The sequence below is a fragment of the Reichenbachiella faecimaris genome (genome assembly GCF_900176375.1).
GTDB classification, from domain to species: Bacteria; Bacteroidota; Bacteroidia; order Cytophagales; family Cyclobacteriaceae; genus Reichenbachiella; species Reichenbachiella faecimaris.
This window is the reverse complement of sequence record NZ_FWYF01000001.1, coordinates 158,304-176,327: the sequence shown is the minus strand read 5'-3', so window position 1 is coordinate 176,327 and position 18,024 is coordinate 158,304. Positions and strand designations below refer to the sequence as shown.

At 36.5% G+C, this 18,024-nt stretch carries 18 protein-coding genes; 2 read left to right on the top strand and 16 right to left on the bottom strand.

Annotated features, from left to right (window positions below; translation table 11 throughout):
- The first annotated feature begins 31 nt into the window (after window positions 1–31).
- Window positions 32–235 (top strand): MbcA/ParS/Xre antitoxin family protein, encoded by a 204-nt coding sequence (locus B9A58_RS00655; protein ID WP_084370496.1) that lies wholly within the window; start codon window positions 32–34, stop codon window positions 233–235.
- A 38-nt stretch (window positions 236–273) separates the two neighbouring features.
- On the opposite strand, the gene B9A58_RS00650 is transcribed toward B9A58_RS00655, so the two are convergent.
- From B9A58_RS00650 to B9A58_RS00605, 11 genes are all read right to left on the bottom strand, one after another.
- Window positions 274–672, bottom strand: coding sequence for a hypothetical protein (locus tag B9A58_RS00650; protein ID WP_084370495.1), 399 nt, complete (start codon window positions 670–672; stop codon window positions 274–276).
- Window positions 665–2,755 carry a hypothetical protein gene (locus B9A58_RS00645; RefSeq protein ID WP_084370494.1) on the bottom strand — a complete coding sequence of 697 codons (2,091 nt, stop codon included), beginning with the start codon at window positions 2,753–2,755 and terminating at the stop codon, window positions 665–667. Before B9A58_RS00645 ends, B9A58_RS00650 begins: the two co-directional genes overlap by 8 nt.
- Window positions 2,752–4,194 carry a tyrosine-type recombinase/integrase gene (locus tag B9A58_RS00640; protein WP_084370493.1) on the bottom strand — a complete coding sequence of 481 codons (1,443 nt, stop codon included), beginning with the start codon at window positions 4,192–4,194 and terminating at the stop codon, window positions 2,752–2,754. Before B9A58_RS00640 ends, B9A58_RS00645 begins: the two co-directional genes overlap by 4 nt.
- Before the next feature lie 3 nt (window positions 4,195–4,197).
- Window positions 4,198–5,349 (bottom strand): tyrosine-type recombinase/integrase, encoded by a 1,152-nt coding sequence (locus B9A58_RS00635; RefSeq protein WP_084370492.1) that lies wholly within the window; start codon window positions 5,347–5,349, stop codon window positions 4,198–4,200.
- A gap of 1,096 nt (window positions 5,350–6,445) precedes the next feature.
- Window positions 6,446–6,616 (bottom strand): hypothetical protein, encoded by a 171-nt coding sequence (locus B9A58_RS20285; protein WP_176214634.1) that lies wholly within the window; start codon window positions 6,614–6,616, stop codon window positions 6,446–6,448.
- 99 nt (window positions 6,617–6,715) lie between these two features.
- Window positions 6,716–7,294 carry a DUF6934 family protein gene (locus B9A58_RS00630; RefSeq protein ID WP_084370491.1) on the bottom strand — a complete coding sequence of 193 codons (579 nt, stop codon included), beginning with the start codon at window positions 7,292–7,294 and terminating at the stop codon, window positions 6,716–6,718.
- A 21-nt stretch (window positions 7,295–7,315) separates the two neighbouring features.
- Window positions 7,316–8,512: an AIPR family protein gene (locus B9A58_RS00625; RefSeq protein ID WP_084370490.1), complete on the bottom strand. Its 1,197-nt coding sequence runs from the start codon at window positions 8,510–8,512 to the stop codon at window positions 7,316–7,318.
- 377 nt (window positions 8,513–8,889) lie between these two features.
- Window positions 8,890–9,492, bottom strand: a complete 603-nt coding sequence (locus B9A58_RS00620) for a hypothetical protein (protein WP_084370489.1) — start codon at window positions 9,490–9,492, stop codon at window positions 8,890–8,892.
- 141 nt (window positions 9,493–9,633) lie between these two features.
- Window positions 9,634–10,674, bottom strand: coding sequence for a hypothetical protein (locus B9A58_RS00615; protein WP_084370488.1), 1,041 nt, complete (start codon window positions 10,672–10,674; stop codon window positions 9,634–9,636).
- A gap of 4 nt (window positions 10,675–10,678) precedes the next feature.
- Window positions 10,679–11,653 carry a ChbG/HpnK family deacetylase gene (locus B9A58_RS00610; protein WP_084370487.1) on the bottom strand — a complete coding sequence of 325 codons (975 nt, stop codon included), beginning with the start codon at window positions 11,651–11,653 and terminating at the stop codon, window positions 10,679–10,681.
- Window positions 11,654–11,669: 16 nt separating this feature from the next.
- Window positions 11,670–13,601, bottom strand: coding sequence for a hypothetical protein (locus B9A58_RS00605; protein WP_139793698.1), 1,932 nt, complete (start codon window positions 13,599–13,601; stop codon window positions 11,670–11,672).
- A 440-nt stretch (window positions 13,602–14,041) separates the two neighbouring features.
- On the opposite strand from B9A58_RS00605, the gene mltB reads away from it, so the two are divergent.
- Window positions 14,042–15,046 (top strand): lytic murein transglycosylase B, encoded by a 1,005-nt coding sequence (gene mltB, locus B9A58_RS00600; protein ID WP_084370485.1) that lies wholly within the window; start codon window positions 14,042–14,044, stop codon window positions 15,044–15,046.
- 3 nt (window positions 15,047–15,049) lie between these two features.
- Here mltB and B9A58_RS00595 read toward each other — a convergent pair whose 3' ends face one another.
- The 5 genes from B9A58_RS00595 to B9A58_RS00580 all read right to left on the bottom strand — a co-directional run bounded on the left by B9A58_RS00595 (window position 15,050) and on the right by B9A58_RS00580 (window position 17,905).
- Window positions 15,050–15,685 (bottom strand): hypothetical protein, encoded by a 636-nt coding sequence (locus B9A58_RS00595; protein ID WP_084370484.1) that lies wholly within the window; start codon window positions 15,683–15,685, stop codon window positions 15,050–15,052.
- Between the two features lie 234 nt (window positions 15,686–15,919).
- The gene (locus B9A58_RS20765) at window positions 15,920–16,066 is read right to left on the bottom strand and encodes an HAD hydrolase-like protein (protein WP_139793697.1); all 147 of its coding nucleotides are present in this window, start codon (window positions 16,064–16,066) and stop codon (window positions 15,920–15,922) included.
- A 71-nt stretch (window positions 16,067–16,137) separates the two neighbouring features.
- Complete coding sequence (locus B9A58_RS00590; RefSeq protein ID WP_084370483.1) at window positions 16,138–16,761, bottom strand: HupA family protein; 624 nt, start codon at window positions 16,759–16,761, stop codon at window positions 16,138–16,140.
- A 97-nt stretch (window positions 16,762–16,858) separates the two neighbouring features.
- Complete coding sequence (locus B9A58_RS00585) at window positions 16,859–17,617, bottom strand: TIGR01458 family HAD-type hydrolase (RefSeq protein ID WP_084370482.1); 759 nt, start codon at window positions 17,615–17,617, stop codon at window positions 16,859–16,861.
- Between the two features lie 27 nt (window positions 17,618–17,644).
- A complete protein-coding gene (locus B9A58_RS00580) occupies window positions 17,645–17,905 on the bottom strand; it encodes a hypothetical protein (protein WP_084370481.1) in 261 nt (86 codons plus the stop codon).
- Window positions 17,906–18,024: the final 119 nt, after the last annotated feature.

Here is an 18,024-nt window from a genome sequence, read left to right as displayed (position 1 = left end):
AGTGAGTGCTAATAAATTATTGCCTTGACATATGAAAACGAAAGAGATTACCTTTGAACTCATATACCAGTTTGGTGAGGATGTGTTCGAAGACAGAGAATATTTTATCGAATGGCTAACGTTGCCTTGTAGAAATCTTGCAAACAAAAAGCCAGTTGAACTGCTAGATAGTGGTATGGGTAGATTGGAGGTATATAATGCATTGGGTAGAATTGAGTATGGTATATTCGGCTAGCTAAACATTTTTGTTCTATCTAATGATAGTGAATAAAATTATTCGTGTGGATTAAAAATAGGGTAGAGGACATCTTCCAAATTAATGCCTTTCATTTTTAAACCATTCATTATTGATGCATAGTCAGCAACAGCTTGGTCTCTTTCTCTTTTTAATTGTTCATTTTCAATTCTGAGTTTAACTAACTTTTCATCATCTGTTTTTTTCCTAATTCCTGTTTTGGTGATGTTAAAATTTCTGCGTTGCTGATCTGCATAATGATCTATAAGTTTACCTCTTTCTCCTACTAACGTAGATCGGCTGGATTGACCAAGTTTTCTTTGAATTAGGGATCTAGTAATCCTTGCTACCCGAGGGTCCTTACTTATATACTCCTGGCATATTCGCTCTATTTCGTCAGTTAACTTTTGTCCCCTTAATTTACTAACCTTAGTCATCTGTTGTTGAACTTGTCTTATCTTTTCCTATATTTTGCATGTATTGGCTATCTGGAAATACTTGATATGGCTTTTTACTATTATCAATTGTATCATTATCCAACACTTTCCTTAAGTTACTAATCTTAGAATTCAAATCTGATGTCCAGACCGATCCTTCTTGTAATTCTTTGGCTTGTTTTTCTTTGAGTTTTTCTAGACTACCTAGCAATTCTGTCAGTCTTCTTGTTTCATTCTCAGTACCAGTTCTATGAAGATGCGAACAACCATTCCAGCACTGAAGATGTTTCAAACAAGGGTTTTGACTAAAATCATGTGTACAACCTCCAAATGGAGTAATGTGCAGTGAATTGGCATGTATGGTTAGAAATTCATCAGCATCTCTTGCGGATTGCTCTTTTCTAATCTTTTCATAAAGATTGGTTATTGAACCTTTTATGGTTCCATTTTTTATCCCTTTTTGAAGATAAGTGATTTTTTCCTGATTGTTATTAAAACGTAAAAAATTTCTGTGATTTTCCGTTTTTTCTTTTAATGTTTCATGTTGATAATATTTGTTTTGGGAAATGTCATTTCGTCCCAATGCCAAAGCTTGTTGAACGTCTGACATACCAGTTAGTTGATATATGGTATTTCGCCAGTGCCGAAAGGAGTGAGAAGTTGCTCCTAGTCTAGTCCCATCCTTTTCTGTGAGGTTACGTCTTTCAAAAATTGTTTGATAAACACTCTTTGAGCCTAGAGCACCATTTATTTCAGGTAATGTTGTTCTATGGGGAAATATTTTTTTCAAATGTGATCCCCTTATTTTGAACTGAAATGCTCCATTAAATCTAATACTAAGGATTTCCGATGTTTTTAGTACAGTTTCAACTTTTGAATCAAATTTGGAACGGAAATCAAAATGATCTGGTAAATCATTTTTCAATACATTTTCAATGTCACCAGCACGATAATAGTATCTATAATTATAGAATCTATTGGAACTGAATTTCTCATTACGATCATGATCGGCATCAGAGCTAACTTTATAAACTCCTTTTCGTCTCAAGTAAGTATGTAAGTTTAAAAAAGTCTTAAACTGTAAATATTTCGATATTTCGGTGTCGCTAATTATTGAATCTGGCTTGATCTCCCAAATTCTATCTGGATTTCCTTCCTGAAACAATGCCACATTCCGAGCTTCTTTAGTTAAAATCTTGAGTCTGTCAATTGCTCTTTTTGCAAAAGGCCAATCAATATCTGATAAATAATGTATTTTAGGTTCAAAGTTTTTTTCGCTAAAGTATTTTAAACCATACGTCATAATAGGTTTACCATGACCATCATTTATTATTTCGCCTGAATCAGTGTAATTATATTTTTCTATAATGCAATCATATGGTATAACTGTTACCTCATTTCCTCTCTGTCCAAGAGCTATTAATAAATCGATGGTACGTAAAAGTATTTCTTCATTTTCATTAATAGGATTATTGGTACAATAGGCATATGCTTGAAAGAATTCTAAACTGGGCAGTTTATCAATATCTCTTTCATTGTCATTGCTGACAATGTTCGATTTTAATGAGTTATGGTGGTGTTTACTTTTTAATCCATGTTGAAAATTTATTTTTGTTTCACAAATATTCAACCTGTCAATTAGATCGGCTATGAGTTTAATATTTGCAGCTGAATTATAAATATTTTTATAATTCTCTTCTTTTCGAGTTCTAAGAAGTTGTTCAAAATGCCAATTAGAAAGTAGGGAAGGGGCAGATTCACCCCTAATAAATAAGACCAAAGAATACATTCGTCGTAATTCATTGACATAGTTACGGACTGACATAAATCCTGTTTTTCTTGATCTATGCATATAAACTGCTAATGCCTTCATAAATTCAGAAAATTCAAGAGGAATGATTTTACATATATTTCTACTCTTAATTAATTTAGATTTAATAGGTTGAAAAATGATATAGCGATCCACCCCACGATTTGGTATCCAATGGGAAACATCCCATCGATCATCATCCCAAACAATTGTAGGTACAGATTCCTTGAAATACTTTTTTTGTTCATCAATAAATTTTGATAGCTCTCTCATTTATTGAACCTTTCAATAGTTCGAACAACAGATTCTATTGTTAACTCAAGTTGGTCAATAGAGCGATTGAATTGTATATCTCCAGATGATGTGGCTTGTTCAATAAATAGCTGTACCTCTGCTTGTAATTTATCTAGCACTTCCTGATGAGGACCATCTTTGAAGGGATGAAATTTTTGACAGGTATAACAGGAGTAAATTGGATTTTTGGGACATTGATTATTGGAAGGTAATCCACATCCACCTATTCCACCTATATAGCCATTGCCGACTACTCCATGAACCCAGCGGTCCTTTTTCACTTCATCTTCTTTTTTTGGCTCTCCAGTCATCAGCATATCAATTATTTCTGTAAACCTTTTGCTTTTCCCAAGAGCTTGTGTTTTGATTTTTGAAATTGTTGGTACAGCTTTTACATAAGCATTTGATGCTGTAGTAGAGTTATGACCCAATATTGATGCTATTATTTCGGAAGGGCTGCCTTGATTTGCAAGTGATTGAGCCAAATTATGTCTCAATATTGTATTTCCGAAATAATCCTTAGTATTGATACCAATTTCTTGAAATTCTGCAGATATGAGTTTGCAGATTTTGGTAGATGAATACCTCACTAAATTACGAGGAGAGAAGAACATTGGGTCTAAATGATCAAGCTTGTTCGCAGATATATACTCTGCTATCTTATTCCCCAATTTAATGGATATAGCTCTTTTTGTTTTTTTGTATTCCTTTTCTGATCTTTTTTTTACACTTAATATATTTAGAGAGCATAACCTTTCAGTTTTATGAGTATGAATGGTTAGGTCAGCAATGTTAAGCGCATGTATTTGAATCGGACGTAATCCGAGTTCATAGGAGATCATAAGCATAAGACCAGTTTGAACTTTTTTCGTATTGAACCGGGTAATGTAGTTTAGTTTATTCTCAAAATGTTTAATCAAATCATGTTGCGTTCTTTTGGAAAGCTCGTAGTGTTTCGACTCCAAATTGTGATAAGGCTTTCTTGATTTTGGGCGTAATTCTATAATATCAAAGTTTAATTTAGATTCAATTTTTACAGAAGTATTTTCATTGAGCCATTGAACATATGATTTAAAGGAGTAATAGTCTAATGAAAGATTTTTGATTCTTACTTTTAGTTGATCAGGAATTATCTGAATATCAAGAAAAGACATTTGACAACTATTAAAAAATTTTAGTAATCGCATGTCTTTAGTTATAACTGATGGCGACTTTGTCTCTAATCTTGAAGCAATAAAACCTTTATAAGTCTCCAATTCTGGTCCTTTTGAAAATTTTTTCCACGCTACTGTGTAGAGAATTCCTGAGTGACGAATGAGCCATACGTCTTTGGCTAAGTCTATTTCAAAATATTCATTGCCAACTTGTCCTATTTTTTGAATCTTGATAGTATCGATTCGATTAAACTTGTAGTTCATGCTTTAATAAATTGAATTTAATCGTTTGATGTTATCTTGATCAGCAAGCTGGGCAATGTAATTTGCAGCATATTTGTCTGGCATGGTTGATTTGCTGTCCCAGCCCATAGAAGAACGGAGTTTATCTTTTGCTAATTCGAGGGAACATTGTTCAATTTCAATAAGATATTTTAGAAAACTATTTGCAAATGCATATCTAAATGCATGTGGTTTTAAATCATATGATGAATTATTTAATATGTTGGCTTTGTCTTGAGCTTTGTTCAGCACTTGATATATCGTATGTTTTGATATTGAACGCGCTCTATTTGACACTATTAAAAACTGCTGCTTATGTTCTTTTAAATTAATAACCTTTCTTCGTATGACAGTTACATAATGATGAATGATTGAATGCAGTTCGTCTGATATTGCTACATTTCTAACGCTTTGGGGATTTTTTATTAGTCCAGTCGAAAATCGGGTGTCGTTAATTTTATCACTTAATCCGATACTCAAATAATAGTTTTTATTGGAGGAAAAATATGAGTTTAAATCTAAACTCATTAGCTCTCCAAGACGTATTCCGGTCTCATATAAAATTCTTATTATAATGTAGTTTCTCCATCTCAGACCCAAATCTGGGTGATATGGATTTAATTCGCTTTCCGGAGATACAACTTGCAGGACAATTTCAAGATATTCTTTCGTAATTGTCAGATTTGATTTTTTAAATTTTGTTGAAGTTTCAATCCTTAGTTTAGAGAATATAGAATTGTAGGGTAGAAGGTTAATCGTAAGTGATCTGGATTGTACATAATATTCTATGAAATCCCGAAGAGCTTTTAATAAAACGTATCTGTACTTATTTGAATATTCTTGTTTTGATTGAGTATTGAGAATATATATTTTATAAGCATTTAATATTTTTTCGAGTTCGTCAGAGCTGTTTTTTTTAATTAAAGCATCAATGTTTTGATTGAAATTTTGATGGGCATAGTTATAAAATTTTGAGACTGCATATGCTTTGTCTCTTAAGGTTGATAAAGGGTGAGCATATCTTAGTTTAAAGAGAAGATATTCGAAATAGTAATAACTAGGTTTAGATGTACTGTTGATAAAGAGTACAGGTAGTTTATAATTTTCTTGAAATGAAATTGTTTTTACGTAGCTCATAAGTCTTTACTTATGAGCAATAATAGATTAATAATATTTTGAAAGTCAATATCAAGACAATATGAACAAATTGAAGTATAGACCTTATTTAACATAATATAAATTATATAACATTACTAGTGATTTGCGTATGCGCAGCATTTAGCATAAAATCAGTTATCGGATGTGAGTCCGATCAACGGCAATGATTTTATGTTAAAGCAAATCACGGCTCATGCCAGTACCCATCATTGTTATATAATGATATTATGTCTGCGCTCATTCTTCGCTTGCCCTCGCCACGGCGCTCGGGTAAATTATCTCTGCGTGCTGACGCTCCTGGACGTACACTGGTTCAGTGCTCCTTATGATGTTGTTATATAATTAGACGTTATATTAAATAGCCGCTCGGCCAGCGCACATTCCATCGCTCGGCCGTTCCCTGACCAAACGACTATTAATAGTTTTCCCACCCGCTTGTGAGCTAAGGCTCACTGACCAGCCCTGAGCAAGAGAATCTCAGGCAAAGCTTGTCGATCAAAATTTCGTTATTCGGGTAATTGTTCAGTTCGTTTTCAAATATGCTATTCTCAGGCATTAGGATTTTGCCTGCGATACACTTGCTGGCCAACGCTCTGTTTGGCTCACAGCACAAGCCTTTGCGTCATTCCTGACGAAGTGCAACGGAGATCAGGAATCTCATCGTATAGTTATGACGGAATTTGTAAAGCTCACAGTTCAGTTTTCATTCATCTGTGTTCGCTGTATGCCCTCATGCCGGGCAGGCAAATACTTTTGGCATTGGCCCAAAAGTATTCAAAAACCCTAGACAAAATAATCACTCCCAACACACGACCCACCGCACCCTCGGTATTTTGCCTTGCTGACCCGCCTGGACGAAACAGATTATACTTAACATAATGTTAAGTCAGTATTGCTTTATCAGGTTCTATAAATCTAAAATAGATGGCTATACTGCTTGCCTGATATCGTATTTGGTGGACCTGTTCGCTCCCAACACACAACACCTAACCTCTGGATAAGAATTCATAGCATAAAAAAACTGCTCCAGATATGAAGCAGTTTATTATAAAAATATTTTTTGTTAAAGAAATAATTATAAAGCTCTTAATCTCTTCATAAATAAATCAGCATCATCTTTCGTTTTAATTGCTTTATCCAGTGCATTGGAATCATCTGATCTTAGATGATTCTTTTTGGAGTTACTTTTACTACTACTTGCAGCTTTAACTCTTATTTCTGCTATTTTTTCTAATAACTTTTCCATTACTACAACAGTTTCAATAACTATTATAGTGTAAATATACGAAATATTACACTAGCTGTTGTATCTAATACTACAATTCCTAAATCTCTATATCCAATTCTATGGTAATTGAACTCCTTCTTTAAGTTTGAAAATAAAGTAATTGTACATTTTATCGCTACTAATTTTTTCTCCTTTTTGAATAGGTCTAGGAATTGCTTCCATATCATTACTATCAACTGGATGGCTACTGTCCGTATCTTTAGTCTTTCTTAGGATTCTTACGTAGTAATTCACTCCAGATATTTCAAAATATTGAGATAATTGATCATAGTTATTTTGAATTATTCTGAAGTACAGATAAGCCCTAGCATTATTTGATCCATCAATACCGAGATATTTATCGGGGTTAGCAGATAAAAAAGTCAATGAGGCTAATACAATAGTTGAAAACGTCTTTGAATGATCTTTATGAGTCAGTTTTGCCGTATCATTAATTGCATTATTCTTATCAACAGGACCAAAAGCAAGGTTATATACCTCAGTCAACAGAGTGTGAGAGGTATTGCCAATTAATACCCCTATTTCGACCTCTGAATCGTCACTTAGAGTTGTTACAAATTTCGAAGAAGATAAGTCGTTTGAAACATCTTCAAGCTCATAACAATCACCTAGATTTATTTTAATATTTAATGCCACGCCTTATGCAATTAAAAGTATTTACGAGCCTTCAGCTTGAATAGCTCTTCTGTACATTCTTGTAATACTTTCCATAAAAACGTAGGAACTTTCTGTCTTACCCATATGCTGAGGGTTTGCCCTCGATAAGTCAGAATAAACTTGATGTATGAACCCAATTAAATCATTTTCATCAAGGTGAGAAGGAATCATCAGAGTCCATCTGTCATTTACTTTCGTAATGAAATTTGAGTATGCAGCCAATATAGGAAACACAAATCCATCAGATACTTCTTTTATTGACCTTCCCTCCCATTTCAGGCCATTCCGAATATTTCTCCCAATGAATCCTTGATGGTGCTTCCATTTTTGATACAAATTGTATCCATCAAAAACTAGGTCCAAGTAAAACTGATAAAGTTCTTTGAGTTCAGCATGTTTCGAATCTTCAGGATTTTTTGCTGCTTCGTAAGCATCAGCAAATTCTTTAAGACATTTAGACTTCATTGAATATGCATACGCTTTATTATAATGAGTCTTTGGTTTGGTTCTTTCCCAGAGCTCTTTGGGAATTAATGTCACTAGAATTTGAAGAAGCTTTTCTGTTCGAATAATATCTTCAGATAGATCACTTTCACTTTTTTGAAGTTTTAATCCTCTTTGACCTCCTGGGTCTAAGGCATTTTGTAATTCATCAAATTGCCCTCTTCTTCCTTCAATGCTTAATAGTCTAACCGCATTTTGATAGTTTCTAGATATTGATGTTTCAGCAATTAGATTAGGATCTCCTGTTACAATAATTTCAAACTTGACGATACCTTTGAATTCATTACGAGCATCTTCTGAAAGATTATTGTAATGATCTCTAATGACACCCTGAGTTTGTGAACCATTAATAATCGATGAACCCACAAGTTTCATCTCTTTTTTGTTATCGTCTATTGACAGGGATTTGGCGACTACAGTAATACCTGAGTTAAGCACATTGAAATCAGCATCATTATTCTCTAGGGTTTCTAATATTTCCCTATGAACTTGAGTATAGCTTCTCCTTTTGGGACTCGCTTCAGGGAGGAATTCCCTGACGTTTTCATCAGAAGGAAGATCTAGAATTGAAAAAGCTGAAATTTGACCAGTGTAAATTTTCCTATTGTTTTCTTGGTCTTGAATAGTCGAAATGTTCCTCAACGTAAGGAACGGAAGGACAATAGGATCCTTCCCATGTTTGTTTTTTGTCATAAATGTTATTTTATGCCTTGCCTCGCTATTGATGTCAATCTATCCAGATTGCATCTCTTAAGATCAAGACTGATTTATACTGGTTGTAAAGATACAATTATTTTTGGATAATATAAACTTTCTTGATTCGCACACATTTGCCATTCACTCTTCCCTCCCACCTGCCAAAAATGTCAAAAGAGTGCTCGCGAGTGCTAGAAATTGAAGTGATCGTTTTTAATTGATGTTAAAGGCCTCCCCTAAACTATTAATGCCACCCCTCAACCCAAGCTATATTAACATAACGCAGGCCATTATATAACATTCATGAACGTTTAGAAGGTTGCCTGTGGCAGGATTTAGTGAATGAAGGCTTGCAGAGCTGGCTGCTGATAAGGTCATTTTCTTCGTTTTAAAGAAAGGAAAGAGTCATTCACTCCACGATAGAGTTCTTGTAAAGATGAAATCCACACTCGGGTAATATGAACAGCCCGTTCCTGAAATTCCTCATGATCTTTACTCATTTCAAATTCCATTTTAAGTCTTGCAATGTATGATGGTCGAATCGTTTGCGGCATTCCCAATTTCAAGAAATCTTGCTTTGCCTTTTTTTGTTCTCGGGCAAAAATCAAATCATTTTTATCATCATCATCTGACATGGTGAAATCGAGATACTGTTTTATTCCATTCACAACCTCTCCGAGCGCATTGAGAGATTCCAACTCGTAAATTTCGTAAAGTCGTGTTCTCAAATTATCCGAAACGAGACTGTCATCCAAAATCACATCCCAAACGTTGTGATTTATATCAATAGGCTCTTTACTCTGTTGGAGAATCTTCAGATATTTATGCAAAGACCTAATATAATCCTCATGCACTACCTCGAATGATACTCGTATAGGTTCTACGGTTTCTTCATACCATTTCTTACTTCGGGATTCCCAGGATTCGGCCAATCCATATAGACTCCTGAAAATGCCTATAAATTGAATAAATTCCATGAGATTCTTTTTTATTTAATTATTCCACAAAAAGTGCTCGTGACTGCTTCTAAAGATAAAAACAAGCCAAACCCTAAACTATTAACCTATAACCAATATTGTTGCATCCAATTACACATGGAAGATTACCATTAGATTAGATTAGTTCAACAATAATTCCAACTCTGCTTCTTTTACAGCCAGCTCGATCATTATACTATCGGAAGTCGTATGATAACTATTGAGCTGAGTTTGAATGTTTGCTAGCTTCTTTGCTAGCTTCTGTCGATCTGTTGGACCCAGAGCCGCACTCATTTGAGCTTCAAGTAAATCAGCCTCATCAGCCGACAAGTCAATCACCTGGTCTTGAATGGCCTGATACTTGGCTCTTTCAGTCAAAATTGCCTTACGGACATTGAAAATCAGGGCCTCCTTTTCTTCTTTTTTAGCCGTTTCTTTTTTCTCTTTTTCCTGACTCTCCTTTTTCCATTCTTCTACTTGAAAACGCTCTGCTTTCAACTGAGAAAAGACTTGCTTGGCTGAAGTTGCCGAAGAAATAATAGCTCCTGACAAATCGAATCCTGGATTGGCCAGCTTTTCAAAATAGTTTTTGGTCTCCTCTTGAAGGATCTTTTTAGACTCCTGAATCCCCTGACTCAGTGCCGTTCTGAAGGTAGCCGTGAGTGCCTGACCACTGCCATCCAAGGCAAACCCTCTGTGCTCATTTTCTATTCTAAAAAGGACATTGGACAGGTCTATTTTAGCTTGGTTAAAACTACTGATGAAGTTTCTCTTTTCTATCCAAGCTGTCAACCATTTGTGAATGGCAAAAATAAAGGTCAACACAACAGTGACGATAGAAGTAATTTGTTGCCCAGTTTCCCAATCCCTATAATTGACAAATTCAGTAGTACCCCAAATGGCAAAAGGAATCGCTACGATCAATATCAAGGTGATTAGATTATACCTCTCTCTGTATGTCTCTTCATCAACTATTTTGTATTTGTACCAGAGGATATTCATTATATTCTCATGACAAAATGAACGAATTAATTCTTTGTCTTTAATCGCCAATGTAAGCTGCACCCAGTTCGAAGCAGGGTTCATTATTTCTACACGCTCAGCAAACGTTTCTGCCTGTTCTATGAGCTCTTTGTGATATTCAGAATCTTTCTTTGGCGTAAATGCATATTCTCTGGCCATGATCTTATAGTTTGGTCCAACTGGTGAACTGATTGAATAAACCAAAATCACCTTCTTCTTTTAATAATTTTAAACTCTTTAATTCTGCCATGCGGCTATCAAAGTACTTGGTATTTATACCATCATAATCCAGGTAATCAACTGATCCCTGATACCCATCCAGTAAACTGTAGTTATCGTCTATTAGATGAAAGACATATTCACATACCTCATTGGGCTGTAGTTTCTCCCAGGTTTTGTACAGCTTCATTCTTTTCTTTTTGGCCAATTTTTTTATCCTGTGTTCGGTAAGCTTAACTAAGCCCAGTGGGCCATAATGGGCAGAGTGAAAAAGATCGGGCATTTTTGGCGGGGAGGCCATTTGATTTGTGTATACGCCAATTTCTTCTGCAAATTCATCAATGTGATCGACATCCTTTTGCCTGAAAAGGTTTTTAAATGCAATCTGAAAGGCCATTTGCCCTACAAAAAAATCATGTTTGATACCAGGTTTGGCATGTACGGATCTGATGGGGATTACGGGATGATAGCTATTGGCTACTTTGACAAGTACATCAAAGTAATCTTTGACAAAATACAACGAATTGAAATGCACACTTAAATGCTTGACTCTTTGATCAGGGAGAATAGCGACCAGTCGGTCTATTTGAGCAGTGATTTCTGTCTCCAACTGGCTCAGTTCGTCTGATCTGTGTGCCTGCTTGGGTCGTTTGATGTTTCCGTAGTGCTTGAATTTTGAATGTTTATCTGTAAAATAGGTAGCATCTGTAAGGGCGTAACCCGAGCATATCGTGAGATGTACCCCAACATCAATATTGGCATTGGCAGCTAGTAATTTTTCCACTGAATTTTCAAACCCATCTCTATTGGTAAATGTAGCTACCGAATTGATCAATCCATGTGCAGCTGCATAGACGATCCCTTTGTCAATGGCTGGCACAACGCCAAAATCGTCTGCTGTAAAAATTAGTTTAGCCATTCTTCAAATATTTTTGTTACTCCTTTTTATTTAGCTGGCCTAGGTATTCTATGATGGGTATATCAAATCCCAGATTAAAAAACCAATTCTTGCTTTCTATAGAGCCCTGGGTGAATGGCACTGCCATAGACGCACTTATAGCCAAACCATTAAAGAAAGTCATCCCAAGACCTGTGCCCACAATCGCCTGATCAAAACTCTCTTCTGATTTGAGATTGACAAGGTTGTACAACAATCCTGAGGCATAAACCATGTAATACATGTCGCTAACTACTGTCTGTTTTCTGGGTCTTTTCCATACCCGCCTCGTTCCTTTGTAAGTAAAAGTTTCTCCAGGTTTAAATGACCGAGTATATTTTGTATCAAACAATTTTACCTTCAAACCTACTTTTTCACTGGCATAATAATAATTGGTTATATCATTGACATTGCCATCTGCATCTGTTCTCAATACATTGGTATCATCTATAAAATAACCATAGTTAGTTCCTATCGTCAAAAATGGTCTGGGATTGATGATCCAATATTTCGATGACATGCTGCTCTTTCTGGATGAGCTGTTGTAATGCTGGTCGAGTGCTGATACCAAACTCTCAATATCCACATAAATAGTAGTTGTTTTCTTGTCATGATCAGTAGTTTCTTCCTGGATCAGGGTATACTCCAAAACGAAATCTGAAACTTTGGCCACCACACTATTTTCAAACTTTAAAGATAGTTTCTCTATCACATCCCTAATGATTGTGCGCATAGCCAAATACTGTTCTTGGGTGAGCTCAGTTAACCCAATATCCTCAGCCTTGAGATCATTATAAAACTTATAGAGGGTGACGAAACGTTCTACATTGTCCTTGCTAAATAGCTCGGCAACCTTATCGTACTGAGGCATACCTGTCATCGTCTGATACAGTTTGTCTAGTTGTGCTTTCAATTCTGCTTCAGTCAGACCAAGATTTTTGAAGAGTTCGGTTTTAACCAGAGCGTCCAAAGCGGCTGTCAGGGTTATATTTCCAGCTTTGACCTTTCCGAAATAATCCATGACCATGGTTTTTGCGTCATGGGTAGTCTCCAGAAAAACAGGCACTTGCTTCACCACCTGTTCTACAAAATCATAATTTTTGATAAACCCGTCTACATTCTTTTTCATTAAACCTCTGATAACCTTAGCTGCCTTGCTGATACTATCTACTTTAGAATTGGCATATAATTGATATCTGCTATCGGCTTGATACCAAATCGAAACCTCTGGATCTTTCTCAAATTTGTCTTTAAAAATTTTCCGTGATTTAATTTCTTCGTTATTAATCAGCAGATCAAAAACTACATCCAATAACAAATTGATACGTTGATTATTTCTTGGATTGCTATAGTCGATCGCCCCTCTTCCTACTGCTCTTAGTTCGCCCAAATTCTCTTTCAGGTCTGACATTTTCAACGAATAATCGTCACTAGGTGCTGCCGTCATGGCCTGATTTACATCATATAGAGCCTTCGCTTTGGCCTTGGTCAATTCACCATAAGGAAAAATGACACCCAACGCTTCGAATAGATTTTCCCTCTCTGTCTGGCTCAAATGATTCGCATTTCCGTATTCCAGACAGTAGGCTGTGATTGCATAAGTTAAGGCAAATTCAGAGGTATGCTGTAAGATATTTCTGGTGATGATGGTTTTGTTTTTCTCCGCAATGATGGTTTCCATCACATTGTATATGTAGTAGTAGGTGGCGAAGTTGTTGAACTTTGAATTGGTTCTATTGAAGTAGTTGATAACCACATCTCTAAACACCTTTTCTTTAAGTTCCTCTTGCTTACTTTGAATAATAGCAGTTAGCACTTCTGTGTCAATTGTGCCTTTGGTCAAGCCATCAAACCCTACCTTTTGGGCAATAATTGGTTTGTAGCAGATCATTAATATAATCCATAGAATAGTAAAGCGCGAAGTTTTCATTTTGGTTGATTTAGGAGTTAATACAAATAGTTAAGTTTTGAAGTCCAATATGATATAAAAGCAGGCTTTAGAAAACTGGGAAAACATGCCATAGCCCAAACCCATCTGAGTCTGTCAAAAAGCAAGAAATTGAAGAAATCATCTCGGAATAAAAACCCAAACGCTCTGATAGAGCAATGACCTTTGGTAGAATATGTAGTGCACCCCAGCATGGACATAAAATAACTTTTATGTAATTCTCAAAGTGCTAATGAAATTTAAACCAATTCAAAGACAAATGGAAATATGCCTACAAATGCATCAATTTTAGCATACTCAATATTAGATGATTACTATTTTATTGTAAAACCAGATATCATTAACCCCTTGCCATTCGATCACACAAACTAAACATCTCTAAATTTATACCAGTAGCTTTGGGGCATATCTAATTTACGTGCATGAATTCTAATTATTTCTCGGAAAACCCAAGATGGCTCCTTGCCATTATTCTGCTGATATCAATTACACATATTGGCTCTGCCCAAATCAACCCATCTGATGTGGATGACTTTATCCGTCAGACGGCCTATCAACAAAAAAGAGCCCTGACTGATCTTGAAACTATTATCAATCAGGCGGAATTTCAACAGGGTATCATTGAAAAGATGAACCGTCCGGCTGAAGGGAGTATGACTTGGGAGCGCTATCGAAAAATCTTCATGACGCCCGAACGCATAGCAGTTGGTGTGGATTTTTGGGCGACCAATGCGGCCATACTAGACGCTGTGAGTAAAGAAACTGGTGTAGCTGAAGAAGCAATCATTGGGATTCTTGGAGTAGAGACTTATTTTGGTCAGCGAATGGGAAACTATCGCGTGCTGGATGCTTTGTACACATTGGCTTTTGGTTATCCCAGACGTGCTTCTTTTTTCAAAGCTGAATTATCAAAATTCCTAGAGTTGTGTGAAAAAGAAGGCCTAGATCCTCTGGTTATCAAGGGTTCCTATGCTGGCGCCATGGGCTATGGACAATTCATGCCAAGCAGCTATTTGGCGTATGCCAAAAGTTATAACGGAAATTCTGGTGCTGACCTGATGAACCAGACTGATGATGCCATCGCGAGTGTCGCGAATTATCTAAAAGTTCATCGTTGGCAGCAGGGAGGTCTTGTGGCCATCCCGGCCAGCAAGAGTGCCCATGCTCAAAATCTACCCAAACAAAAGGTGAAGCCCACTCATGCCCTATCTTACTATGCTCAAAAAGGCTATGAACCATTAAAATCAGTAGATTCAGCTGAATCAGTTTCTCTTCAGGTCATGGACATGGAAAATGGAAGTCTAGCCTATTGGTTTGCTTTTCATAATTTCTATGTGATCACTAGATATAATCACAGCCCACTGTACGCTCTGGCCGTCTTTCAGCTGGGTGAAGCCATCAAAGCTGCACGTAAATCAACCCAATAGAAACTAATACTCTAATACCCAAACTGCATCTCCATCAATCGAACTGAATGAAGTGGAAGCGGCTATGGCATTATCCCAATTGTCGTAATCACCCAACGATACCCGATAGAACTTGATACTCCCATAAGGCTCGATAATTTTCACGCTATTGCCTTCTTCAGCCATTTTGTTGCCATAGTCCATAGCCAAATCACCATCTATGCTACTAGATACGACCACATAAAAACGTCCAGTAGCAGACGAAAGGGTTTCTACAGTCCCAGCCGAATTTGTTTGAACAGCTATTTCGTCCAGTTTTTGATTGACCAATACCAATTGATCTTTAGGGTACTGCTCTTTAGGAAAAAGTGAGGAGGCTTCAGCATAAGAGGACTTAGCCGTCTCCCAATACTCTTGTTCAAATTCCTTATCGGCATTTGTGATCAATTGATCATATTTAGTCTTTTTCAGTGCAGCTGCCTCTTCCCTCTTTTTCTTAGCAGCTGCTTTGGCAAGTTGCTCCTGTCGCGCTTTCTCTTTGGCTTCTTGCTCAGGCTTGTAGCTAAACCAATACCATGCACCCCCTAGGATCACTATGACTACTAAAATGACTATGATGATACCTGTTGCTTTATTGGTGCCGTTCGAATTTTCTTCCATTAAGTTTAATTGTTGGTTTCTTAAAAGTACAAAATCGAATCTTATTCCCAATTTTCACTAAACTTTTATTTTGATAAAAAACGTCAGACATAAATTAAAATCAATTCTTTCCCTGTTAGGGATGTGGCATAGGTCTATGAAAGACACTCGGCAAGGATGATGAATTCAGAACAATTAATGCAGAAACAAGTCTTTAAAACCCTCAATCACCTGATCTGGCTCAATATCAGATTGTCAAACAAAGTCCCCATCATACTTCCCTGTTTGCACCAGATACGCTGATATTCCAAAGCGCTGTGCCCCGTCAATATCACTATCATTCTGGCTGTGGCGCCGAAAGTTCGGTCTAACATAGTGATCTCCCTCTTCTCCACGGCTCATAACGCAAATCAATATCAGGAAACAAAAGAATTGTTTTGATCAAATGAATAAGATTGTTCATTACAATATTGTCATTCCATAACTGCGTACATGTGACCTACTGTAGCAGAGGTGGTTCCCGCATCTGAACCCTGGATCCAATTGAAGGTTGATGAAACCCTAAGCCACATACTTTGTCCTCCGTTTCCAAAGAATCTGCCTTTGTTCTCAGCACTAGCATCAAAGACGGCAATTTTATTACCTTGAGTTAAATTACCAACTCTTACAGGCATAGAAAAGCCGATTTCATCACCACCAGTATCAAATCGAAATACTCCAGTGCCAACTAAAATCTCTCCTTCAGGATTTTCAAAGTTTTCGAGGTTGGTTGTAAAATTGGTAATTTGGGCAGTTAACGTCTGAGAGTCAAAATCTACTGTTAGCTCTACATTTGCGAAGTAATCAATCTTAGATTCTGATGTATTGTCTCTTGCAAAAAACTCACCGCTATGCATACCTGTGTATATCGCTACTCCACTTGTAGGTAGTTCATCAATTCTAGTAAGCGCAACATCTAATCTATCTTTTAGTATTTCATACTCTTCTTTAGCCTCTTGGTATGTAAATGTGGCGATATCTTGTGTATTTGATTCATTATCATCAGCTCCACAGCTACCAAAAAGCAGGCTCAAAAATAACATTGGGATATTTTTCATTCTTGATCAATCTAAATTTTGATCAAAACACGTACATGATTGACTAAAAGGCTTGTCCTAATCCGTCAAATGCTATAACAAAACCGACTAGGAATAATTAATACAGAATCAAGTCTTTAAAACCCTCAATCACCTGATCTGGTTCAACATCAGACTGAGAAACAAAGCCCTCATCGTACTTCCCTGTTTGCACCAGATACCCTGGGATTCCAAAGCGCTGAGCCCCATCAACATCACTATCAATATCATCTCCTATCATAATCACTTCTTTTTTTCCTAATTCCATGCCTTGGAGAGCGGCTTCAAAAAACGAATGGTTGGGTTTGCCAATGACTGTGGCTTTTTTTCCAGTAGCGAATTCTAGACCGTTTACGAATAGGCCAATGTCTAGCTGAAGAGCGCCCTCACTTTTCCAGAATTTACCTTTGTGCAAGGCAACCAATTCGGCACCTATCATCAGGCATTTGAAAATATCATTGAGCAAATCGTAATTCCAATCCTTGCCTATATCACCTATGACAACAGCCTCTGGTTTGTTTTTGTCTATCCTGAAAGCTTTGAACTCAGATAGAATATTAGCATTTACCACTGGGTAAATGCTGCTATAGCCCTTGGTGTTTAAGAACAATTGAGCTGCTACTGGAGCAGTAACAATCTCCTGCACGTGGATATCAAATCCCAATTGGTTCAGCATTTGATGAATTTCTCCTACGGTCTTGGTTGTGGTATTGGTGAGTAACCTGACTTTGTATGTGTGCTTTAGATTGTTCAAATGATCAACAGCACCTTTGATGGCGTGTCCATCTTCAACTAATACGCCATCTATATCTATCAGAAGCCCTTTTATTTGATTCATTGAAGTTATTGCAACACTCAAATGCCGCTAATTTGCAAGACTTATTTTAGATTCAGAATACAGGTCATAAACTGCAATTAATGCCTCCTGGATAGTAGAATAGGGATAAATTTCGAATGACTCAATACTCTCTTTATCCTCTACGAAAACTGGCAAGTACTGCTCTTCTAAAGCATCCCAAACAATGAGTAAATAACAATATGGGATTTTGCTTTCGCGACCCATTTCAAGCCAGTTATCAAATTGTTGTTCATCTAGGGATTTGGGGTAGTCTGATCCATCAAACATTTACACAGCAATTATTTTTTCTTTGGTGCAATTTACCAGCTATCCTTTCAATCACAAAATGAGCTTATACCCTTCTTCTCTATGAATGCCAAAAGTAAATTCTGAGACAAACTAAAAAT